Source organism: Luteimonas dalianensis (genome assembly GCF_049339425.1).
Taxonomy (GTDB): Bacteria; Pseudomonadota; Gammaproteobacteria; order Xanthomonadales; family Xanthomonadaceae; genus Luteimonas; species Luteimonas dalianensis.
Genome location: NZ_JBMPPO010000004.1, coordinates 108,474 through 129,560 on the forward strand (window position 1 = coordinate 108,474; position 21,087 = coordinate 129,560).

At 71.5% G+C, this 21,087-nt stretch carries 16 protein-coding genes and 1 pseudogene; 4 read left to right on the forward strand and 13 right to left on the reverse strand.

The features are described from left to right. Positions 1-3: 3 nt before the first annotated feature. The 9 genes from ACOZ90_RS07160 to ACOZ90_RS07200 all read right to left on the reverse strand — a co-directional run bounded on the left by ACOZ90_RS07160 (position 4) and on the right by ACOZ90_RS07200 (position 12,543). The gene (locus tag ACOZ90_RS07160) at positions 4-2,982 is read right to left on the reverse strand and encodes a type VI secretion system tip protein TssI/VgrG (protein ID WP_422892966.1); all 2,979 of its coding nucleotides are present in this window, start codon (positions 2,980-2,982) and stop codon (positions 4-6) included. 93 nt (positions 2,983-3,075) lie between these two features. Then, the gene (locus ACOZ90_RS07165) at positions 3,076-4,302 is read right to left on the reverse strand and encodes a D-alanyl-D-alanine carboxypeptidase family protein (protein ID WP_422892967.1); all 1,227 of its coding nucleotides are present in this window, start codon (positions 4,300-4,302) and stop codon (positions 3,076-3,078) included. Between the two features lie 66 nt (positions 4,303-4,368). After that, complete coding sequence (locus tag ACOZ90_RS07170; protein WP_422892968.1) at positions 4,369-5,739, reverse strand: septal ring lytic transglycosylase RlpA family protein; 1,371 nt, start codon at positions 5,737-5,739, stop codon at positions 4,369-4,371. After that, entirely contained in the window at positions 5,736-6,890 is a 1,155-nt protein-coding gene (gene mltB / locus ACOZ90_RS07175) for a lytic murein transglycosylase B (protein WP_422892969.1), read from the reverse strand. The genes ACOZ90_RS07170 and mltB overlap by 4 nt, the downstream gene beginning before the upstream one ends. Positions 6,891-6,970: 80 nt before the next feature. Beyond that, complete coding sequence (gene rodA, locus ACOZ90_RS07180; protein WP_422892970.1) at positions 6,971-8,080, reverse strand: rod shape-determining protein RodA; 1,110 nt, start codon at positions 8,078-8,080, stop codon at positions 6,971-6,973. Beyond that, entirely contained in the window at positions 8,077-9,999 is a 1,923-nt protein-coding gene (gene mrdA / locus ACOZ90_RS07185; protein ID WP_422892971.1) for a penicillin-binding protein 2, read from the reverse strand. Before mrdA ends, rodA begins: the two co-directional genes overlap by 4 nt. Before the next feature lie 27 nt (positions 10,000-10,026). Next, the gene (gene mreD / locus ACOZ90_RS07190; protein ID WP_422892972.1) at positions 10,027-10,509 is read right to left on the reverse strand and encodes a rod shape-determining protein MreD; all 483 of its coding nucleotides are present in this window, start codon (positions 10,507-10,509) and stop codon (positions 10,027-10,029) included. After that, entirely contained in the window at positions 10,506-11,489 is a 984-nt protein-coding gene (gene mreC / locus ACOZ90_RS07195; protein WP_422892973.1) for a rod shape-determining protein MreC, read from the reverse strand. The genes mreD and mreC overlap by 4 nt, the downstream gene beginning before the upstream one ends. Before the next feature lie 13 nt (positions 11,490-11,502). Beyond that, positions 11,503-12,543 carry a rod shape-determining protein gene (locus ACOZ90_RS07200; protein ID WP_422892974.1) on the reverse strand — a complete coding sequence of 347 codons (1,041 nt, stop codon included), beginning with the start codon at positions 12,541-12,543 and terminating at the stop codon, positions 11,503-11,505. A 256-nt stretch (positions 12,544-12,799) separates the two neighbouring features. Here ACOZ90_RS07200 and ACOZ90_RS07205 point away from each other — a divergent pair, with 256 nt between their 5' ends. After that, positions 12,800-13,735, forward strand: a complete 936-nt coding sequence (locus ACOZ90_RS07205) for a carbohydrate kinase family protein (RefSeq protein ID WP_422892975.1) — start codon at positions 12,800-12,802, stop codon at positions 13,733-13,735. Positions 13,736-13,781: 46 nt separating this feature from the next. On the opposite strand, the gene ACOZ90_RS07210 is transcribed toward ACOZ90_RS07205, so the two are convergent. After that, positions 13,782-14,990 (reverse strand): alkaline phosphatase, encoded by a 1,209-nt coding sequence (locus tag ACOZ90_RS07210; RefSeq protein ID WP_422892976.1) that lies wholly within the window; start codon positions 14,988-14,990, stop codon positions 13,782-13,784. 64 nt (positions 14,991-15,054) lie between these two features. Here ACOZ90_RS07210 and ACOZ90_RS07215 point away from each other — a divergent pair, with 64 nt between their 5' ends. Next, positions 15,055-16,515, forward strand: coding sequence for an MATE family efflux transporter (locus ACOZ90_RS07215; protein WP_422892977.1), 1,461 nt, complete (start codon positions 15,055-15,057; stop codon positions 16,513-16,515). After that, positions 16,512-16,868: a putative signal transducing protein gene (locus ACOZ90_RS07220; protein ID WP_422892978.1), complete on the forward strand. Its 357-nt coding sequence runs from the start codon at positions 16,512-16,514 to the stop codon at positions 16,866-16,868. Before ACOZ90_RS07215 ends, ACOZ90_RS07220 begins: the two co-directional genes overlap by 4 nt. Positions 16,869-16,898: 30 nt before the next feature. On the opposite strand, the gene ACOZ90_RS07225 is transcribed toward ACOZ90_RS07220, so the two are convergent. The 3 genes and pseudogenes from ACOZ90_RS07225 to ubiE all read right to left on the reverse strand — a co-directional run bounded on the left by ACOZ90_RS07225 (position 16,899) and on the right by ubiE (position 20,540). Beyond that, the gene (locus tag ACOZ90_RS07225; protein WP_422892979.1) at positions 16,899-17,633 is read right to left on the reverse strand and encodes a hypothetical protein; all 735 of its coding nucleotides are present in this window, start codon (positions 17,631-17,633) and stop codon (positions 16,899-16,901) included. A 59-nt stretch (positions 17,634-17,692) separates the two neighbouring features. Continuing rightward, positions 17,693-19,696, reverse strand: a pseudogene (locus ACOZ90_RS07230) (M1 family metallopeptidase); the annotation flags it as partial. 85 nt (positions 19,697-19,781) lie between these two features. Further along, positions 19,782-20,540 carry a bifunctional demethylmenaquinone methyltransferase/2-methoxy-6-polyprenyl-1,4-benzoquinol methylase UbiE gene (gene ubiE / locus ACOZ90_RS07235; RefSeq protein ID WP_422892980.1) on the reverse strand — a complete coding sequence of 253 codons (759 nt, stop codon included), beginning with the start codon at positions 20,538-20,540 and terminating at the stop codon, positions 19,782-19,784. A gap of 80 nt (positions 20,541-20,620) precedes the next feature. On the opposite strand from ubiE, the gene ACOZ90_RS07240 reads away from it, so the two are divergent. Beyond that, on the forward strand, positions 20,621-21,073 hold the full coding sequence (locus tag ACOZ90_RS07240) for a nucleoside deaminase (RefSeq protein WP_422892981.1): 453 nt from the start codon (positions 20,621-20,623) through the stop codon (positions 21,071-21,073). The last annotated feature ends 14 nt before the right edge of the window (positions 21,074-21,087 follow it).

The following is a 21,087-nucleotide window of genomic DNA, read 5'->3' on the forward strand; positions in this document are numbered from 1 at the left end:
AAGTTACGGCGCGCGCTTTCCAATCACACGCAGCCCCACGTTTTCCAGCCACTCGCTCTTTTGCCTGGGCAGGCGGCCGTCCGCATCCGTGACCAGCCGCAGAACTGCACCATCGGCCCGCCGGAGTTCCACCTCCGTGTTGGGCAGCGGCTTGCCGGAGCTCTGGCTGCGAACCACGTATTCGTCCGCGAACTTCGTCTCCGGCCACGCATTCATCTCCCGGCTCAGCTGGGTCGGCCCGCTGAAGCTGTGCTTGCCCGCATGCACCTTGATCTCCCCCGGGCAGGCGATGACGATGTTGCCGCCCTCGATCGTGAGGCTGGCGCCGCCGCTGGTGGCCAGGTGCACGGCCTTGCCGGCGGCAAGATCCACCTCGGCGTTGGCGCTGACGACCTTCAGCTGGTCGCGGCTGCGCACGCGGATGTCGTTGTTCTGGGCCTGCAGATCCAGCTCGCCTTCACCCGTCACCAGGCTCAGGCCGGTCTCCTCGGTCTGCCCTTCCACCGCAGCAGTGAGTACTCCGATCGCCTGGCCGCTGTGCAGGCGCAGGCTGCCGGCCACGGCCAGGTTGCTGGACTGACCGCTGGCCAGGGTCAGGGTTTCGCCCACGCTCCAGGTCAGGGTCTGGCCGGCAATGAGGCCGATCCCGGCCGGAGCCGCCAGCCCGAGCAGCGCATCGCCGGTATGCGGGATGCGGCCTTCGCCTGCGGCCGGGCTGCGCTCGCCTGCTTCGCCACGGGCGGCACCGTAGTCTTCACCCGGCACGGTGGTTTTTGCGCTGGCCAGCAGCGCCTGCAGCGGCGCGCTGTCTTCGATCAGTCGGGAGGCCCGGGCGGCATGCGCGCCTTCATGGCCGGCCAGGCGTACGGCCTGGTGGGTGGCGGCCGCCTGCGAGAACGTTTCGCCCAGGCTGCGCAGCTGATCCAGCAGCGCTGACGGGCCCACCGCGTCGCCGGCCGGAGTGTCGCCCGGCTTGCCATAGGCGCTCAGCCACAGGCCGGATCCGGCGCGCACCGCGCCCCAGGCGTCGCTGCGCAGCTCGAAGCCCTCGCCGCGGAAGCTGCCGCGGAAGTTGTCGGCCTGATGCACCAGGTGCCCGAGGTTCAGCTCGCTCGCCGCCTGGGTGGTGGCCAGCTGCAGGCGCAGCTGGCCGTCGCTGTCGTCGAAGACGAGCCGGCTGTTGCCCTCCCCGCCCCACTCTTTCGACTTGATGCCCCACAGCGCGCCGGCATTGCGGTGCGCCTGGTCTCCGGCGCCCATGCCGTGCCACGGCGGCGCGTGGCCGCCGGCCAGGTTGGCCTGGGCGCTGGGTGCGCGGTCGCTGGCCTGGGCGTAGGCGGACAGATCCTGGTCGGCGGATTCGCCACCCGGCGTCGCCGGCACGCCGGCCTCGCCGCGGCCGTTGTACAGCGCGCCCACCACCAGCGGGCGGTCGATGTCACCTTCCAGGAACGCGACCAGCACTTCCTGCCCGATCCGCGGAAGGAACTGGCTGCCCACCCCGGGGCCGGCGTAGCGCTGGGCGACGCGCAGCCAGCAGCTGTCGCGATCACCCTGCTCCCGGCCCTGCTGGAAGTGGAATCGCACCCGCACCCGCCCCAGCGCATCGCTGTGCAATTCCTGATGGCCGGACGCGCGATCCTGCCCCTCCGGGCCGACCACGATCGCGGTCTGGTAGCCGGGTGCGGTCGGGCGGGGGTTGGCGCGCGCGCCGGTGTCGTCAACCAGCACCGGCCGCCACGGACGGCTGCGATCCACGGCTTCGAATGCATTGGCGTAGCCAACCGCCCCGGCGCGTTCGAGCAGGCGCCCCGCCGCCAATCCGTGCGGCCCATGCGCCTCATCCTGGCCCGGTGCCGGCCCGAGCTCGGCCTGCACCGCCTCGCGCAGATCCACCGGCAGGTTGTTCACGCCCAGGTGGTCGACGCCGGTCAGCAGCAGCTCGGGCGGGGTCGACTCGCTGCCTGCCGCCGATGGCGCCTGCAGCAGCCGGAACCAGGTTCCGGCGCGGAACGTGCGCGCGGTGCCATGGCCCAGCCACTGCTCGCGTCCCGCTTCGACCGCCTGCGCCATCAGCCGTGCATGGCGCTCGGCCTCGGCGGTACCCGCCCACGCGTAGGCGCCGGCGGGATCGTACTGTTCGACGGTGCCGTCATGGCCGGCGTGCTGCAGCGGCAGCTGCGCGGCCACCGCCTGCATGGTTCTGTAATCGGTGCCCAGCACGCTCATGCGGTCGGCACCGATGCGCCGCTGCAGGCCGATGCCCTGCACCGCGTCGCGCGCCTCGGTGGCGTCGCTGCGGTGGTAGCGCACGCCCGACCCGTCGGCCGAAGCGGCGTCTTCCGGCTGCGCCGCGCTCTCGGCGAAGATCACCATCCGGTGGCCGGCAGCGGCTTCGGGATCCTCCTCCAGCCGCCAGCCCAGCCCCTCCTCGGCCAGCAGTCGCTGGACGAACGCGGCATCGGTTTCGCGGTACTGCACGCAGTAGCTGCGCGGGCGGGTTCCGGCCAGGAACGGGCCGACCTCGTCGCCGAGCTGCCAGGCCGCCAGCGGCGCGTAGCCGGCGAACACCGCCTCCACGATCTCCACCACGCTGCGATCCTGGAACACCCGGCTGTGCCGGCCCCGGCTCAGCAGCCACGTCCAGGGCACCAGTACCAGGCGGTAGCGGGCCAGGCCGCCGTCCGCTCCAACACACGCGGCCTCGCGCACCAGGCCGCTGCGGGGGCTCAGCCCCCCGCCGGCAAGCCGGGTCTGCAGGGTGGCGGGCTTGCCCAGCCAGTCATCAAGAGGCAGCGCGGCGTCGGTGGACAGCACGTCCACCGTCCACTGGAAGTCGCCTGAAAGCCGCTCACGGCCGGCCCAGCGTTCAACAATCAGCGGGGCGCCGGCGTCCGCCAGCTCCAGGCGGTACAGCCGGGTCGCGTCATCGACCCCCACGAGCGCGGCCAGCTGCGCGGCCGCACCAGATGCTCCATGCATGGTGTGCTCCCTGGCCCGAGGCCATCCTTGCCCCGGAATAATGCCACCTGCAGTGGGAGCGTCAAGCCGCGCGTGCGCGCGGCGGCGGTGGGATCAGTCGGCCTGCCACCACATCAGGAACTCGTGCCACAGGCGCTTGAAGAAGCCCGCGCGCTCCACCGCCTCCAGCGCCACCAGCGGCCGCTCGGCCACCACCTCGCCATCCAGCTTCACCCGTACGGTACCGATCACCTGGCCTTCCTCGATCGGCGCCACCAGGGTGGCGGGCAGATCCATCGAAGGCTGCAGCTGGTCGTACTTGCCACGGCCGGTGCTCACCAGCAGCGGCTCGGCCAGGCCCATGCGCAGCTCGTTGGCACGCCCCTTCCAGATCCGCTGGGTGGCCAGCTCCTCGCCGGCGTCGTACAGGCGATGGGTTTCGAAGAAGCGGAAGCCCCAGTTGAGCAGCGCCATCGAGTCATTGGCGCGCTGGGCCTCGCCGGTCGATCCCAGCACCACCGAGATCAGGCGCTGGTCGTCGCGCTGGGCGGAGGTCATCAGGCAGTAGCCCGCGCCCGAGTGGTGGCCGGTCTTGATGCCGTCGACCGCATCGTCACGCCACAGCAGCCGGTTGCGGTTGCGCTGGGTGATGGGGCCAACGGTGAACTCGCGGATCTTGTTGTGGGCGTAGATGTCGGGGAAATCGCGGATCAGCGCGCGCCCGAGCGTGGCCAGGTCGCGGGCGCTGGAGTAGTGGTTCTCCTCGCTCAGGCCGTGCGAATTGACGAAGTGGCTGTTGGTCATGCCCAGCCGCTGGGCGTGGGCGTTCATCAGCGAGGCGAACGCCTCCTCGGTGCCGGCCACGTGCTCGGCCAGCGCGATCGCCGCATCGTTGCCGGACTGCACCGCCATGCCGATTTCCATGTCCAGCAGGCGCGCGGTCTGGTTGACCTCGAAGCCGCTGAAGCTGCCGCCGGTGGCGGCCCCGCCCTTGCGCCAGGCGTTCTCGGTCATCATCACCTGGTCGTCCTCGGTGATGCGCCCGGCCTCAAGCTCGGAGGCGATGACGTAGCTGGTCATGACCTTGGTGATGCTGGCCGGCTCCAGCTGCTCGTCGATGTTCTCGCCGGCCAGCACCTGCCCGGTCTGGTAGTCCATCAGCAGCCAGGCGGTGCCGGTGATCGACGGCGGCGGCGGCGTGGCCACCTCGGGTGCCGGCGGCGCGGGCACCGGGGCGGGCTGCGGAGACTGGGCGAGGGCCAGGCCGATCACGGCAACCGAAAGGGCCGCCGCGGCGGCCGCGGCGAGACGGGGGGCGCGCCGGGAAAACGGGGACTTCATCAAGACGGTGACTCCTTGGCCGCGGCATGCAGGCGCCGCGGCGGTGAAACGGGCGAAACGGGAAGTTTAATCGCGAACCAGCTGCGGCTGGCCAAACCCGAGACCCGCAAAGCGGGCGCTGAGTTCCGGAACCATGGCGGCGGCCACCGGGCCGACCTGCACGCGCCAGACGCTGCGCCCGCCGGACAGGCCGTCCACCAGCCGCACCCCGGCGATGCCCGCGCCCTGCAGCATCGCCAGCGCGCGCTCGGCATTGTCGCGCGCGCCGAAGGCGGCAACCTGCAGGGTGACGGCATCGGCCGGCGGCGGCTCCGGCTGCGATTGCGTTGCCGCGGGCTGCACCGGCGCCGCAGGCACGGCAGCCGCCGGCGAGGCGACCGCCGCCACGGGCTGCTGCGGGCCGGCGGGCGCGGGCGCTGCCGACGCGCTGGCCACCGCGTCCAGCCCGCGCAGTTCGATCTGCCGCTCTTCCAGCCAGGCATCGAAATCGTCGGCCGTCATCACCCGGCCGTTCTGCATCATGTTGAAGCGGCGCTCGTGGGCGTAGCGCGGGTCGACGCCTTCGGCGATCTCGGGCACCGCTGCGGCGGGAGCGGGCGTCGTGGCAGGCGCCTGCGCGGCCGGCTGCACCGACGGTGCCGGACGCTCGCCGGCGGCCGCGCTGGCAATGGGAAGCGCGTCGACCAGGGCGTCGATGGCGCTGGGCGGCGGCGCCTGGGCCGCCGGCGCGGGTGCCGGCGGTTCAGCGCGGGTGGCGACCGCCTCATAGGTGTGCCGGGCCGGCTCGCCGGGACTGAGCGCGCGTACTTCCACCTGCGCCGTGCCCTGGCGGTGCATGTCCAGCTTCACCGCGGCGGCCCAGCTCAGATCCACCACCCGGCCCTCGTGGAAGGGCCCGCGGTCGTTGACCCGCACCACCACCGAGCGGCCGTTGGCCAGGTTGGTCACCCGGGCGAAGCTGGGCAGCGGCAGCGACTTGTGCGCGGCGGTGAAGGCGTACATGTCGTACACCTCCATGTTGGAGGTGCGGCGGCCGTGGAACTTGTTGCCGTAATAGGACGCGATGCCCTGCTCGGTGAAGCCGGCCGGGTCGTCCATCACCGAATAGCGCTTGCCCAGCACCGTGTACGGCGAGCGATTGCCGTAGCGCGAGCGCGGCTCGTCGACCACCTCGGGCTCCGGGATCGCGTCCACGTCCGGGATGTAGTCGGGAGCGGTGTCGCGGATGTGCGGCGCGTACAGGCCGCCGGCCACGTAGTCACCGCGCTTGGACAGGTCTTCCTGCGCCGGTGCGTAGGGCGACTGGCGCGGGCGCTGGTCGGCATCGGCCGCCCCCTGCGCCGGGGCCGTGGCGGTCGGGGGCGCTTCAGGCTTCTTCGGTGCGCCGCTGCAGGCGGCCAGTGCAAGCGCGATCGCGGCGGCCGCGAGCAGCCTCATCGGCCGGCGCCGCCGCTTCCCGCGCGGATCTCCTGCGCCAGCTGGTGCACCGCCAGCGCGTACATCGGCGACCGGTTGTAGCGGGTGATGACGAAGAAGTTGCGGTAGCCCAGCCAGTACTCGGGGCCGGCCGCACCCTGCATCGACAGCAGCGTCGCGCCCTCGGCCACCGGCTCGCCCGGCTGCGGCCGGTAGCCGCGTTCGGCAAGTTCCTCCAGCCGGTGGATCGGATCCATCGTCTCGGGCTTGAAGTCCTCCGCACCCGCATCGCGGGTGGCGCGCGCCACCACCGGCCCGCCGCGCTCCCAGCCGAAGGCGACGAAGTAGTTGGCGATCGAGGCGAACACGTCGTCCAGGTTGTCGAGCAGGTTGCGGTGGCCATCGCCATCGCCGTCCTTCGCCCACAGCCGGTAGCTGGAGGGCATGAACTGGCCCAGCCCCATGGCGCCGGCGTAGCTGCCGCGCAGGGCGAGGATGTCCAGGGTCGGCTCATCGCGCTCCAGCGCGAACAGGTGGCCGAGCTCGGCGGCGAAGAACGGCGCGCGCGGGGCGTGGTCGAAGGCCAGGGTGTAGATGGCATCCAGGATGCGGTGGTTGCCGGTGAATCCGCCGTAGCTGGTTTCCACCCCGATGATGGCGACGATGTACTCGGCCGGCACGCCGGTGTCGGCCGCGACCCGGTCGAGCGCCGCCCGGTGCCGGGCGTAGAAGTCACGGCCGCCGCGGATGCGGGCGTCGTTGAGGAAGATCGGGCGGTACTCGCCCCAGCTGCGGGTGCGCTCGGCCGGGCGCGACATCGCGTCCAGGATGCTCTGCCGCACCTGCGCCTGGGCCAGCACCGAGCGCACGCGGGCCGCGTCCACGCCGTGGGTGCGCACCGCGTAGTCGACGAAGTTGTCGACCCGCTGCGCGCGCGGGATCGCCGGGTCGGTGACCGGCGGGGGCGCTTCGGGGCGCTGTTCGGGCGGCGGCGGCACCGGCGCCAGCGGCGCCGGCGCGGCGGGCTCCGCTGGCTCGGGGAGCGGTTCGGGGAGCGGGGCTTCTGCTTCGGGAACCGGCGTGGGAAGCGGGGCCGGGCTCTCGGTCGCACAGGCGGCCAAAGCGAAGGCGATCAGGCACGAGGCCAGCGGAAAAAGGGCGCGTGGAGTCATCGGTCGCGAGGTTAGCATGGGGACACCGGATTGGCCTGCACGAAGCGTGCGCCATTCAGCCACCGCACCGTCATCGGCGCTCAACCGCGCGCCGGCCGGTGGGCGGCAATCGACATCACCACGCCCATGCCCGCCAGCAGCGACACCGCGGCGGTGCCGCCGTAGCTGAGCAGCGGCATCGGCACGCCCACCACCGGCAGCAGCCCGGACACCATGCCGCCGTTGACCAGCACGTAGACGAACATCGCCAGGCCCAGGCTGCCGGCCAGCAGCCGCGAAAAGCCGTCGCGGGCCTCGCTGGCGATCCACAGGCAGCGGCCGATTACGAACAGGTACAGCCCCAGCGTCACCACCACCCCGACCCAGCCGAACTCCTCGGCCAGCACCGCGAAGATGAAGTCGGTGGTGTGCTCGGGCACGAAGTCCAGGTGCGACTGGGTGCCCTCACCCCAGCCCTGCCCGGCCAGCCCGCCGGCGCCGATCGCGATCTTCGACTGGATGATGTTCCAGCCGGCCCCCAGCGGATCCCGCTCGGGATCCAGGAACGTCATCAGGCGGTCTTTCTGGTAGGGCTGCAGCATCCAGAACCACGCCGCCGGGGCCGCGGCCGCCACCGCCCCGGCCACGGCCGCAAACCACCACCACGACAGCCCCGCCAGGTACAGCACGAACAGCCCGCTGGCCGCCACCAGCACCGCCGTGCCCAGGTCGGGCTGGAGCATGATCAGGCCGGTCGGCAGGGCGATGATGGCCAGGCACGCCAGCACCGCCAGCGGCCGCGGCGGCGGGCCGGCGAGGTTGAGGTACCAGGCCGCCATCATCGGCAGGCTCAGCTTCATCAGCTCGGCCGGCTGGAAATAGAACACGCCCAGGTTCAGCCAGTGCTGGCCGTGGCGGCCGGTACCGATGAACAGCACCAGCAGCAGCGGGATGATCGACAGCGCGTAGAAGGCCGGGGTGACCGCGCGCAGCCGCAGCGGCGTCACCCGCGACAGCAGCCACATCGCCCCCAGCCCCACCCCGTAGCGAGCCGCCTGGGCGATCACCATGTCCATGTTCTGCCCGCTGGCGCTGTGCAGCACCGCCAGCCCGATCGCCATCAGCGCGCACAGCGCCACCAGCAGCAGCCAGTCCAGGGTGCGGGTGAAGCGCCGCCACATCTCCAGCAGCCAGGCCAGGATGATGTTCATGCGCCGGCCTCCGGGTCATCGGCCGGGACATCCTGCACGGGCTCGTCCTGCGCCGTTCCGCCCTCGGCGCCGCTCCCGGCCGGGCCTTCTGCTTCCGGCTCCGGCTCCGGCCCGACCAGCCACGCATCGAAGATGCTGCGCGCGATCGGCGCCGCGGTCACCCCGCCGTAGCCGCCGTGCTCGACGATCACCGCCACCGCGATTTGCGGATCCTCGGCCGGCGCGTAGCCGATGAACAGCGCCTGGTGGCGCAGGTGGTAGGGCAGGCTGCGCGGGTCGGTGCGCGCGTCGCCGCGGCGGCCGACCCGCTGCGCGGTTCCCGTCTTGCCGGCCATGCGGTACCCGGCGCCGCGCGCCAGCGCGGTGGCCGTGCCGCGGCCGTGGATGGTGTTCTCCATCCCCTCCTGCACGGCGCGCAGGTGGTCGGGACGGTCGCTGATCGCATCCCCCCGCGGCGCCGGCGTGGCCCGCCAGGGCTGGTCATAGCCGTCCCGGCGCGCGGCCAGCAGGGTCAGCGGATGCAGCGCGCCGCCGTTGGCGATCGCCGCGGTTCCGCGGGCCAACTGCAGCGCGGTGGCGATCCAGTAGCCCTGGCCGATGCCCGCGATCACCGTCTCACCCGGATACCAGGGCTCGCTGCTGCGCCCGGCCTTCCAGTCCCGGGACGGCACGATGCCGGCGTTCTCGCCCACCAGCTCAAGCCCGGTCGGCTCGCCGAAGCCGTAGCGCCGCATGAATTCGGCGAGCCGGTCGATCCCCATCTCGTAGGCGAGGTCGTAGTAGTAGTAGTTGATCGAGCGCGAGATCGAATCGCGCAGATCCACCCAGCCGCCGCCGGATCCGGCATCGCGGTAGCCACGGCGCTGGCCCGGGATGAAGAACTCGCCGGTGGAGAACACCCTGGATTCGGGCGTGCGCAGGCCGCTGTCCACGCCCGCCAGGGCCACGAACGGCTTGATGGTCGAGCCCGGCGGCCCTCCGCCAAGCACGTTGCGGTTGAACAGCGGCCGCGCCGGGTCGTCCATCAGCCGGCGGTAGTCGGCGTGGGAAATCCCGTTGACGAACAGGTTGGGATCGAAGCTGGGCAGGCTGACCATGCCCAGCACCTGGCCGGTGGCCGGCTCCACCGCCACCGCCGAGCCGTGCATGTCCCCGAACGCCTCCACCATCGCCCGCTGCAGATCCAGATCCACGCTCAGGCGCAGGTCGCTGCCGGCCTGGGCGGGCAGCTTGCCCAGGGTGCGCAGCGCGCGCCCCTCCACGTTGGTCTCGACCTGCTCGTAGCCGATCGTCCCGCGCAGCGCACCCTCGAACGAGCGCTCCACGCCCGTGCGCCCGGTGTAGGGAAACAGCACGTGGGTCTCGCCGTAGCGCTCCACGTCGCCCTCGTCCGTGCGCCCGACGTAGCCGAGCACATGCGCGAACAGCTCGCCGTGCGGGTAGCGGCGATTGAGATAGGGCACCACCTCCACGCCCGGGAAGCGCCAGCGGTCGACGGCGAAGCGCGCCACCTCCTCCTCGCTCACCCGCAGCTTAAGGGTCGCCGGCTGGAAGCCGCGACGCGCGCGGCGCTCGGCGCGGAAGCGCTCCACCTCTTCCGGATCCAGCGCGAAGATCCGCGACAGCCCGGCCACCAGGGTGTCGGTGTCGGCGGCATCCTCGGGCGTGACCTCCAGCCGGTAGGCGGGCACGTTGTCGGCCAGGATCCGGCCCTGGCGGTCATACACCAGGCCGCGCCCGGGGATCACCGGCCGCGGCTTGATCCGGTTGGCCTCGGACTGGCGCGCGAACTCGCTGTGCTGCACCACCTGCAGGCGGAAGTACCAGCCGGCCAGCACCAGCAGCGCGCCCGCCACGATGATGAACCCCACGATCGCCCGCAGCCGGAAGGCGGCGGCCTCGGCGGCGGGATTGCGCATGCGCCCTGCGCGCGTGATCCGCATCGCTCAGCGCCCCCGGCGGCTGAACCGCAGCGCGTCCATCACCAGGTACAGCGGCGCCCACAGCAGCATGCCGATCACCGGCGCCAGCCAGTAGCTCCACGGCACCTGCTGCACCCCCAGCGCCAGGTGCACGGCCGCGCTGACCACCCGGTCGTTGAGCAGCAGGCCGCCGATCGCCAGGGCCTGCTGGGCCACCGGGAAGAAGCGCAGCTGGGTGCGGAAGCGCTGCAGGATGAAGGCCATCACCGTCAGCCGCAGCGCCTGCTCGCCCAGGATGCTGCCGAAGGCCAGGTCGGCGATCAGCCCCATCGAGAACGCGAAGCCCAGGCCCAGGTGCTCGTTGTCCTCGATCACCCAGTACGCCACCACCAGCGCCAACCAGTACGGGCGCAGCGGCTGCAGCGCTTCGGGCAGCGGCACCAGGCCCAGCAGGATCGCCAGCACCACGCTCACCGGCAGCACCCAGCCGTTGGTGGCGCGCCTCACGGGGTCTCCTCCACGGGCGGATCGTCCCGGACGGGCGCTGCCTGGTCGCCGGGTGCGGGGCCGGTTTCGGCGTCGGTCGCGGCGTCCGGCGCCGGTTCGGCAGCGGACGGCTCCGCAGCCGCCGCCGGCAGCGGCGCCGGCGCAACCACCTCGCGCAGCAGCAGCACGTCGCGCCCGCGATCCAGGCGCGCGGCAGGATCCACCGAGCCGACCAGGAACGCGCGGCTGTCGTCCGGCTGCAGCGCGGTGATCGTGCCCACCGGGAATCCCGCCGGAAAGCGTCCGCCCAGCCCCGAGGTGACCAGCTCGTCACCCACCCGTACGTCGCTGGACAGCGGCACGTTCGGCAACCCCAGCGTGTCGCTGCGGCCCTGCCCGAAGGCGACCAGGCGCACGCCGGTACGGGCCACCATCACCGGCACCGCGTGATCGACGTCGGTCAGCAGCAGCACCACTGCGGTGCCCGGGGCCACCTGGATCACCTGGCCCACGACGCCGCCGGCGTCAATCACGGTCTGGCCCTGGCCGATGCCGTCGCGGCTGCCGGCCCGCAGCACCAGCCGCTGCCGGGTCGGATCCAGGTCGATGTCCAGGATCGGCGCCAGCTGCACGTCCAGCCCGCCGCTGCCGGCCGCGCCCAGCAGCTGGCGCAGGTGGGTGTTCTCCTCGGCCGCCGCCTGCAGCCGCGCCAGGCGGGCGTTGGCCACCAGCAGCTCGTTGCGCAGGCGGTGGTTGTCCTCGCTGAGCAGCGAGCGGGTCACCGCATCCTCGCGCACACTGCGGCCCAGCCGGGACGGCAGCCCGGCCAGCCACCACACCGGCTGCATCGCGACCCCCGCGTGGGCGCGCACCTGGGCCAGCCAGCCGCCGCGGTGGTCGGCGATGATCAGCGCGATCGACACCGCCAGCAGGGCCAGCAGGCGCAGCGTGCCGGAGACTTCACCGGAGCGCTGGGCGGCGGGACTGGCGAAAGAGGGCACGGGCCGCCCCCGGTCAGTCCGAGGAGAAGAACTCGTTGCCGTGCATGTCCAGCAGCTCCAGCGCACGGCCGCCGCCGCGGGCCACGCAGGTCAGCGGATCCTCGGCCACCTGCACGTGCAGGCCGGTTTCCTGGCTGAGCAGCTTGTCCAGGTCCTTGAGCAGGGCGCCGCCGCCGGTGAGCACGATGCCGCGCTCGGCCACGTCCGCGCTCAGCTCCGGCGGGGTCTGCTCCAGCGCCTGTCGCACCGCCTCGACGATGCCGGACAGCGGCTCGCGCAGCGCGTCGAGCACCTCGCTGGCCTTGATGGTGATGACCTTGGGCACGCCCTCGGCCAGGTGGCGGCCGGAGATCTCGGTCTCGGCGTTGTCGTCCTGCGGGCAGGCGCAGCCGATCTCCAGCTTGACCCGCTCGGCGGTGGCGTCGCCGATCAGCATGCCGTGGTTGCGGCGCACGTAGTTGATGATCGACTCGTCGAAGCGGTCGCCGCCCACGCGCGCGGACTGGGAATACACCACGCCGTTGAGCGCGATCACCGCGACCTCGGTGGTGCCGCCGCCCACGTCCACCACCATCGAGCCACGGGCCTCGGTGACCGGCATGCCGGCGCCGATCGCGGCCGCCATCGGCTCCTCGATCAGCGACACGTCGCGGGCGCCGGCCTCCAGCGCCGAGTCCTTGATCGCGCGCTTTTCCACCTGGGTGGAGCCGGCCGGCACGCAGATCAGCACCCGCGGGCTGGGCCGCAGGAACCGGCTCTTGTGCACCTTGCGGATGAAGTGCTTGAGCATTTCCTCGGTGTAGGTGAAGTCGGCGATCACGCCGTCCTTCATCGGCCGGTGGGTGGTGATGTTGCCGGGGGTGCGGCCGAGCATCTGCTTGGCCTCGGTGCCCACGGCGGCGACGGTCTTCTGGCCGCCGCTGCCCTGGCGCACCGCGACCACGGACGGCTCGTTGAGCACGATGCCCTGGCCGCGGACGAAAATGAGGGTGTTGGCCGTGCCCAGGTCGATGGACAGGTCATTGGAAAACATGCCGCGGAACTTCTTGAACATCGGGCGTCGGGTCCGTACGGGGCGCCCGCCACGAAGGGCGGCGCGGGCGGAAAACAAGGGGGAATGGCCGGAGCCGGAGGGGCGGACAAGCCTAGCAAAATCAGGGCCGCAAGGGGCCATTGGCATGCCGGAAACCACCCTTTCCCGCCACCGCATGCGGGCCGCGGCGCCGCGGAATCCCGGCCGCCGCCTCTGGCCCCGAGGCGGCCGGGCGGCTAATCTGTGCGCCTTTGTGCCCCTCGCGAGCGATTTGCCGATGTCCGTCCTGATCTGCGGTTCCCTGGCCTACGACACCATCATGGTGTTCCCCGACCAGTTCAAGAACCACATCCTGCCGGACAAGGTGCACATCCTGAACGTCTCGTTCCTGGTGCCTGCGATGCGCCGCGAGTTCGGCGGCTGCGCCGGCAACATCGCCTACAACCTCAAGCTGCTGGGCGGCGAGCCGGTGCCGATGGCCACCGTGGGCCAGGACTTCGGCCCCTACCGGCAGTGGTTCGAGGACAACGGGATCCGCCTGGATCAGGTCAAGGTGATCGACGAGCTTTTCACCCCGCAGGCCTTCATCACCACCGACCACGACAACAACCAGATCACCGCCTTCCACCCCGGGGCGATGCAGCGCAGCCACGAGAACCACGTCCGCGACGTGGCGGGCGTGGAGTTCGGCATCGTCAGCCCGGACGGGCGCGAGGGCATGCTGCAGAACGCGCGCGAATTCGCCGAGGCCGGGATCCCCTTCATCTTCGACCCCGGCCAGGCCATGCCGCTGTTCAACGGCGAGGAGCTGCGCGACTTCATCGACAAGGCCGACTACGTCACCGTCAACGACTACGAGTCCAACCTGCTGGTCGAGCGCACCGGCTGGAGCGAGGAGGAGATCGCCGGCCGGGTGAAGGCCTACGTCGCCACCCGCGGGCCGAAGGGCGCGGTGATCCGCGCTGGTGGCAAGGTGCACGAAATCCCGCCGGCCAGGGAGCGCCGGATCACCGACCCGACCGGCTGCGGCGATGCGTTCCGCGCCGGCCTGATCCACGGCATCACCGCCGGCCGCGACTGGGAAACCACCGGCCGCATGGCCAACCTGATGGGCGCGCTGAAGGTCGAGCACCACGGCACCCAGAACCAGCGCTTCGACTACGACGGCTTCGCCGAACAGTTCCGCGAGCAGTTCGGCTACGCGCTGGGGTGAGCCCCGGGCCGGGTGAACCCCGGCACCGGTCAGCCCTGAAGGCGGGTCAGTCGGCGGCGGGCGCCTGGCCGTCCGCCTCCCATCCCCACGCGTCCAGCATCACGTTGAACAGCCGCGTGCCCGGGAAGTAGCCGCGCACCCGGTGCGCGCCGGCGCCGGTGGCCAGCACCACCACCTCCTCGGCGGTGTGGGTGCGGTTGACCATCACGTTCTCCAGACGGACCAAGTCGTCGTCGCTGCCCGACGCCTTCCACTCCCCGTAGCCGGCCAGCAGCGGCTGGCCGCGTTCGCCGCCGTCCACCTGCAGGCCGAAGGAATGGTCGGCGGTGAAGATCAGCAGGGTCTCGTCCAGGTCGACGCGCTGTTCCACCTCGGCCATGAGCCGGTCGAAGTCGACCACGTTCTGCAGGCCCTTGCGCACGTCATCGGTGTGCGCGTCCCACTCCACCACCAGGAAGTAGCCCTGCGGCGAATCCTGCAGCAGCTCCAGCGCGCTCAGGGTGGCGGCATGGACGTCGAGGCTGTCCGCCACCACCACCGGGCGCCGGTTGCCGGCATCCACTTCGGCAAGCGAGGCGTGGATCGGCCGGTCGTGCTGGCGGGCCAGCGCGTCGAAGCCGGTGCCCGCCTCGGCAAGCAGGCCGCCGATCCGCTCGCGGCCGGCACCCATCAGCACGTCCACGCCGTCGCCGTAGCGCGGGGTGAAGGCCTGCATGAAGATTTCGCCCTGCTTGCGGCGGTCGTTGGAGTGCGCGTAGTTGGCGGCCGGGGTGGCGTCGGCAATGGACTGGGTGCTGACCACGCCGGTGCGCAGGCCGCGCTCTTCGGCGTATTCGAGCACCGTCTTCATCGGGGTACCGTCGCGCTCACCGCGTACGGCGTCCGGCCCCTGGCTGATCACGCCGTTGCGGGTCTTGACCCCGGTCATGATCGACGACATGCCGTTGGCCGAATCCGACACCCACTTGTCCGCGGGCGACATTTCGCTCAGACCCAGGTGCGGCCACTGCTGGACGTGCAGGCTGAGCGGTTCGCCATGGCCGTGGATGCTGGCGGCGTGCAGCGTCGAGACGCCCATGGCGTCGGCCAGGAACACGATGACGTTCTTCGCACGGGGCTGTTCGCCGTCGTCGGCATGCGCAGCGGTGGACAGGGCCAGCGTCACGAGCAGGGCGGCGGCAAGTTTCCGCGCGAGCGGGCGGTGGTTCATCGAGTACTCCTGGGTCAAGCGGTCCAGCGGGAATGCCGGGGTCAAGCCGGGCATTCTGGTGGCCGGTTGTTGCGTCCTGCTGACACCGGGATCGGGTAGGCTCTGGCCGATGCGCGCGCCCTCCCGCAACCGAGACCTGACCCAGGGGGCGATCGGCCCCACCCTGCTGCTGTTCGCCCTGCCGATCCTGGGCGCGAACGCGCTGCAGTCGCTCAACGGGTCGGTCAACGCGTTCTGGATCGGGCGCTTCCTGGGCGAGGCGGCGCTGACCGCGATCGCCAACGCCAACAACGTGCTGTTCTTCCTGCTCGGGGCGGTGTTCGGCCTGGGCATGGCGGCCACGATCCTGGTGGCGCAGGCGATGGGGCGCGGCGATGCCGCGGGCGCGCGCCGGGTCATCGGCACCTCGGCCACCTTCTTCATCGGGCTGTCGCTGGTGGTGGCGTTCGCCGGCCTGCCGCTCTCGCGCCAGCTGCTGCAGTGGATGGGCACGCCGGCGGCCGCCCTGCCGCACGCGGACGGCTACCTGAAGGTGATCTTCCTGGCGGTGCCGTTCCTGTACATGTTCACCTTCATCACCGCGGTGCTGCGCGGGGCTGGCGACAGCCGCACGCCGTTCCGGTTCCTGATGCTGGTGGTGGCGCTGGACGTGGTGCTGGTGCCGCTGTTCGTGTTCGGCCTCGGCCCGCTGCCGGAACTGGGCATGACCGGCGCGGCGGTGGCCACGGTGATCGCCAACGCCACCAGCCTGGCGGCGATGCTGCTGTGGCTGCGCCACCGCCGCCATCCGCTGTGGATCGGTCGCCACGAATGGCACCTGTTCAAGCCGGACTGGACGCTGGTGCGCACGCTCGTGTTCAAGGGCGTGCCGATGGGCGCGCAGATGGTGCTGATCTCGCTGGCGATGATCGCGATGATGACCATGGTCAACCACCACGGCACCGTCACCACCGGCGCCTACGGCGCGGTGCTGCAGCTGTGGAACTACGTGCAGATGCCGGCGATGGCGATCGGCGCGGCGTGCTCGTCGATGGCGGCGCAGAACGTGGGCGCCGGCCTGTGGCCGCGGGTGGAGGCCACCACGCGCACGGGGCTGCTGGTGAACCTGGTGCTCACCGGAGCCCTGATCGTCGCCCTGCTGCTGCTGGATCGCTGGGTGCTGGCGATCTTCCTGCCCGAGGGCAGCCCGTCGCTGGAAGTGGCGCGGCAGATCAACCGCATCGGCATCTGGTCGTTCCTGTTCTTCGGTGCCACCTACGTGCTGTTCGGCGTGGTGCGCTCCACCGGCGCGGTGGTGCCGCCGCTGCTGATGCTGGGGCTGGCGCTGTGGGGCGTGCGGGTACCGTTCGCCACCGGCCTGCAGCCTGCACTGGGCGTCGATGCGATCTGGTGGAGCTTCCCCGCCAGCGCGCTGGTGGCGATGGGGCTGGCGATGGCCTACTACCGGTTCGGCCGCTGGCGCCAGGCCACCATGCTGCCGCCGGAGGAGGAGCCGCCGATCCCGGCCGACGTGCCCGCGCAGCCGCCGGCACCGGTGGCAACCCCGTGCCCCCGGGCGGAGCGCGCATGAAGTCCGTCTACCAGGCCGCGCACGGCGTCGACGCGCACATGATCCGGGCGCTGCTGGAGCAGGCGGGCATTCCCGCCCAGGTTCGCGGCGAATACCTGCAGGGCGCGCTTGGCGAACTGCCGGTCAACGGGATGGTCACCGTCTGGGTGCCGGATGCCGACGCCACCCGCGCCCGGGAGCTGGTACGCGACTGGGAACAGTCCACGCCGGTGGAAAGCGTGGACGACGGCCAGGATGCCGAGCCCGCCCCGGCAATCCACGCACCCCGCCCCCGCAGCCGCGCCATCGCCGTTATCGCGGCACTGCTGCTGGTGCCCGTCCTGTGGTGGGCGGTGATCCGCATCCTGGGCTGAACCCGGGCGCGCCCCGGCCCTCCACGCCGGTCATTCCCAGCCGTGCATCCGGCTGCGCTCCAGGCCGCCGACTTCGAACTGCGCGGTGCGGGTGTCGCCGGCCGCCACGGGGAACTCGATCGTCAGCAGCGTCGCGCCGTCGATCGCGCGCCACAGGGCACGGTTGTCGTCGATGAACATGGCGATCGCCTCGTCGGTGTCGGGGCGGTTGGCGGCCATGCGCCGCGGCTCGCCGCCGTCCACCGTCACCGTGACCCGGCAGGCGCTGTAGCAGCCCCGGGCGAAGTCGTCGCCGCCCAGCACCAGGTAGCTGCTGCGCCCCCAGTCGGGATGGTCGCGGAAGATGAGCTGCACCCGGTCGGTGGTGTCGCCGGTGTCCACCGGATCCTTCGAGTGGATCTGCGACGAGCGCTGCTGGCCGCCCTTCACGTCCTGCACGTTGTACGTCCACAGCCGCGCGGTGCGGTCGGCCTCGCGGATCGCGTCGGCCTGCGCCTTCACCTCCTCGAAGCGCTCGCCGACCCGGGCGGCCACCTGCGTGTCCGGCCAGCGCGCCAGCAGGACGTCGCCGTGGGCCTTGGCCAGCGCCCAGTTTTCGTCCTTGACCGCCTGGTTGAAGCCGGCCTCGGCCTCTTCGGCCGCGCGCTCGTTGGCGGCGGCCTGGGCTTCGGCGCGGGCCTGGGCCTCGGCCTCCGGGTCGCCGCAGGCGGCCAGGGCGAGGGCCGCCGCCAGGGCCACGGCGATGCTGCGCACCGGGGCGGTCATGCCCGGCCGCCCTGCCCGCTTTCGCCGGCGTCATCAGCGTTGGCGTCTTCGGTTCCGGCTTCGTCACCGGCGGCCGGCTCCGGCGCGCCATCGAGCACCGGCGACACCGGCGGCGACGCCGACGCCGCCGGGGAGCCGGCGATCACCTGCTCGACCGAGGCGGTGGTGATGGGGTGGTAGCCCGGCCGGGCCCGCTCCAGCACGTCCCGCGCCACTGCCAGACCCTCGGAGGTCTGCACCAGCGCCTCGTAGGTCGGCATGATCAGCTTGCGCCGGCCGATCCGCTCCAGGAACCCTTCCATCGGCGGATACGCGATGGCGTAGCCGCTGCGCACCGCCAGCGGGAACCAGCGCATCGCGATCTCGCCGTTGGGCGTCTGGCTGAACATGTAGGCGGTGTCGAGCTGCGACATCTGCTCCAGCTCCAGCGTCTCCGGCATGCCCTCCAGGAAATGGATCCATTCCTGGGTGCTCCATTCGGACGTGAGCTGCGGCGGCGGCAGCTGGTGGCTGCCCAGCCAGGCCAGGCGCGCCGAATCCACCAGCCCCAGCCGCGGCGAGAGCACCTGCGGGGCGGACAGCGGGATCCCCGGCTGGTGCAGCCACTCGTCCAGCTCCGCCTCGCTGACCGCGTTCGGATCCCTGGGCAGCAGCTCGGCCTCCAGGTATTCCACGAACTCCGGCGTGGAGATGCTCTGGAACGCAAAGTGGTCGAAATAGCCGCGCAGGAAGGCGTCCAGCGCCTCGCGCCCGAAGCGCTCCTCCAGGAACTGCAGGAACCACGCGCCCTTGTCGTAGGCCACCGAGCCGAAGGTGTCGTCCGGACCGGTCGCGTCATCGGGCTGCACCGCCAGCACCTGCAGGCCCGGGCTGACGCCCTCGATTTCCTGCTCAAGGCCGCTGCGGGCGATCACCCACTCCATGTCGGAGAACTCCTCGCCGTAGATCTCCTCGACGATGCGGTTCTCCACGTAGGAGGTGAAGCCCTCGTTGAGCCACATGTCCTTCCAGCTCGCGTTGGTCACCAGGTTGCCGGACCAGCTGTGGGCCAGTTCGTGCGCGATCAGCGACACCAGCGATTTGTCACCGACGATCACCGTGGGAGTGATGAACGACAGGCGCGGGTTTTCCATGCCGCCGTAGGGGAACGACGGCGGCAGGATCAGCAGGTCGTAGCGCTCCCAGCGGTAGGGCCCGTAAAGCGCCTCCGCGGTGGCGATCATCTGCTCGGTGTCCTCGAACTCGGCCACCGCCGCGTCAACGGTCGCCGGCTCGGCCCACACGCCGGCGCGTTCGGAAATCGGCTTGAACACCAGGTCGCCGGCGGCGATCGCCATCAGGTAGGACGGGATCTTCTGCGGCATGGTGAAGCTGTACTCACCGTCGCGCTGCGCATCCGGATCGTTGTCGGCGCTCATCAGCACCATCACGTCCGGGCGCGTGGTGATGCGCGCGCTGTAGGTGTAGCGCACGCCCGGCGTGTCCTGCAGCGGCACCCAGCTCCGGGCGTGGATGGCCTGCGACTGGCTGAACATGAAGGGCAGCTCCCCGCCCTCGGTCATCGACGGCTCCAGCCACTGCAGGCCGGAGGCATCGGGCGAGGTGCGGTAGGTCACCCGCACCTGCGCGGGCTGGCCCGGCGCCTGGATGGCGAGCCTGCTGCCGAACACCGGATCGGCGTCGTCCAGCGTGTACTCCAGCGGCTGCCAGCCGTCGCCGGTATTTCCTTCGACCCGCTCGATCGTCAGGTCCCGGGTGTCGAGCACCAGCTCCGCCGCCGCTTCGTCCTTCCAGTCAAGCTTGTAGGTGGCGGTACCGGCGAGGGTGCGGCTGTCGAAGTCCAGCGCAAGGTCCAGCGCAAGGTCGTCGATGACGACCTTGCCCGGCTCGGCGTAGGAATGTTCGTCACGGGCGGGCGCGGTCACGGCGGCCTCCGGTCGCTTGGCCGGCGTGGTGGTGGTCTCGGGGGTCGGCTCGCGCTGGCAGCCGGCGACCAGCAGGGCCAGCAGCGACAGGGCGACCAGGGGGGTCAGGCGGCGGAGCGGGTTCGGGGGAAAACGCATGGCGGGCCAGTCCTCGGGGAATCAGATCCACAAGTCTACCCCCGCCGCTCCGGCAACCCGCTGGCAGGAGCGCGCCCCGGCCGGGTCAGACCCGATAGCCGTCGTGGATGGCGACGATGCCGGCCGACAGGTTGCGGTAGCCGCAGCGCTCGAAGCCGGCCGCCTGCATCATCGCCTTCAGCTCCTCCTGCGGCGGATGCTTGCGGATCGACTCGGCCAGGTAGCGGTAGCTGTCCGAATCCCCCGCGAACAGCCGCCCCAGCCGCGGCAGCACCTGGAAGGAATGGAAGTCGTAGACCGGCTTGAACCAGTCCAGCGTCACCTCAGAGAACTCCAGCACCCGCGCCTGGCCGCCCACCCGTAGCACCCGGTGCATCTCGCGCAGCGCCGCGTCCTTGTCGGTCACGTTGCGCAGGCCGAAGGCGATGGTCACCAGGTCGAAGCTGGCGTCCGGGAACGGCAGCGCCTGGGCGTTGCACTGCACGTATTCGAACCCGCGCACGCGCCCGCGGTTGGTCATGCGGTCGCGGCCCACCTTCAGCATCTCGCCGTTGATGTCGCCCAGCACCACCTCGCCGTCCGCGCCCAGGCGCGGCATCAGCAGCGCGGCGATGTCGCCGGTGCCGCCGGCCAGATCCAGCACCCGGTCGCCCGGCCGCACCTGCGCGGTGGCGGTGAAGTAGCGCTTCCAGACCCGGTGGATGCCCAGGCTCATCAGGTCGTTCATCAGGTCGTAGCTGCCCGCGACCGAGGAAAACACCTGGCCGACCAGCTTCTGCTTCTCCCCCACCGGGACGTCGCGGAAGCCGAAATGGGTGGTACCGGATTCTTTGGATGCGCTCATGGGCCGATTATCGCACCCCCCGGGGTGACGGTGGCCGCCGCCACGCCTATGCTCGGTCGCAGCCCGCCTCCGGAGTCCGCATGACCGCAACCGACTACCACGCAATGCTCCAGGTGGCGCTGGAAGAAGCCCGCGCCGGCCTGGCCGAGGGCGGGATCCCGATCGGCGCCGCCCTGTTCCACCGCGACGGCACCCTGCTCGGCCGCGGCCGCAACCGCCGGGTGCAGGAGGACGACCCCTCCGTGCACGGCGAGACCGACGCCTTCCGCAAGGCCGGCCGCCAGCGCAGCTACCGCGACACCATCATGGTCACCACGCTCTCGCCGTGCTGGTACTGCAGCGGCCTGGTGCGCCAGTTCGGCATCGCCACGGTGGTCATGGGCGACACGGTGAACTTCCACGGCGGCCACGACTGGCTGCGCGAGCACGGCGTGGAGGTGGTCGACCTGGCCGACCCCGGCTGCATCCGCATGATGGGCGAGTGGATCGCCGCCAACCCGGCCATCTGGAACGAGGACATCGGCGCAGACTGAGACCCGCGCCGCAG

Excerpts from the sequence above, each read along its gene's own strand:
- ACOZ90_RS07160 (WP_422892966.1), bottom strand. The coding sequence starts at position 2,982 with ATGCATGGAGCATCTGGTGCGGCCGCGCAGCTGGCCGCGCTCGTGGGG.
- ACOZ90_RS07165 (WP_422892967.1), bottom strand. The coding sequence starts at position 4,302 with ATGAAGTCCCCGTTTTCCCGGCGCGCCCCCCGTCTCGCCGCGGCCGCC.
- ACOZ90_RS07170 (WP_422892968.1), bottom strand. The coding sequence starts at position 5,739 with ATGAGGCTGCTCGCGGCCGCCGCGATCGCGCTTGCACTGGCCGCCTGC.
- mltB (WP_422892969.1), bottom strand. The coding sequence starts at position 6,890 with ATGACTCCACGCGCCCTTTTTCCGCTGGCCTCGTGCCTGATCGCCTTC.
- rodA (WP_422892970.1), bottom strand. The coding sequence starts at position 8,080 with ATGAACATCATCCTGGCCTGGCTGCTGGAGATGTGGCGGCGCTTCACC.
- mrdA (WP_422892971.1), bottom strand. The coding sequence starts at position 9,999 with ATGCGCAATCCCGCCGCCGAGGCCGCCGCCTTCCGGCTGCGGGCGATC.
- ACOZ90_RS07200 (WP_422892974.1), bottom strand. The coding sequence starts at position 12,543 with ATGTTCAAGAAGTTCCGCGGCATGTTTTCCAATGACCTGTCCATCGAC.
- ACOZ90_RS07205 (WP_422892975.1), top strand. The coding sequence starts at position 12,800 with ATGTCCGTCCTGATCTGCGGTTCCCTGGCCTACGACACCATCATGGTG.
- ACOZ90_RS07215 (WP_422892977.1), top strand. The coding sequence starts at position 15,055 with ATGCGCGCGCCCTCCCGCAACCGAGACCTGACCCAGGGGGCGATCGGC.
- ACOZ90_RS07220 (WP_422892978.1), top strand. The coding sequence starts at position 16,512 with ATGAAGTCCGTCTACCAGGCCGCGCACGGCGTCGACGCGCACATGATC.
- ACOZ90_RS07225 (WP_422892979.1), bottom strand. The coding sequence starts at position 17,633 with ATGACCGCCCCGGTGCGCAGCATCGCCGTGGCCCTGGCGGCGGCCCTC.
- ubiE (WP_422892980.1), bottom strand. The coding sequence starts at position 20,540 with ATGAGCGCATCCAAAGAATCCGGTACCACCCATTTCGGCTTCCGCGAC.
- ACOZ90_RS07240 (WP_422892981.1), top strand. The coding sequence starts at position 20,621 with ATGACCGCAACCGACTACCACGCAATGCTCCAGGTGGCGCTGGAAGAA.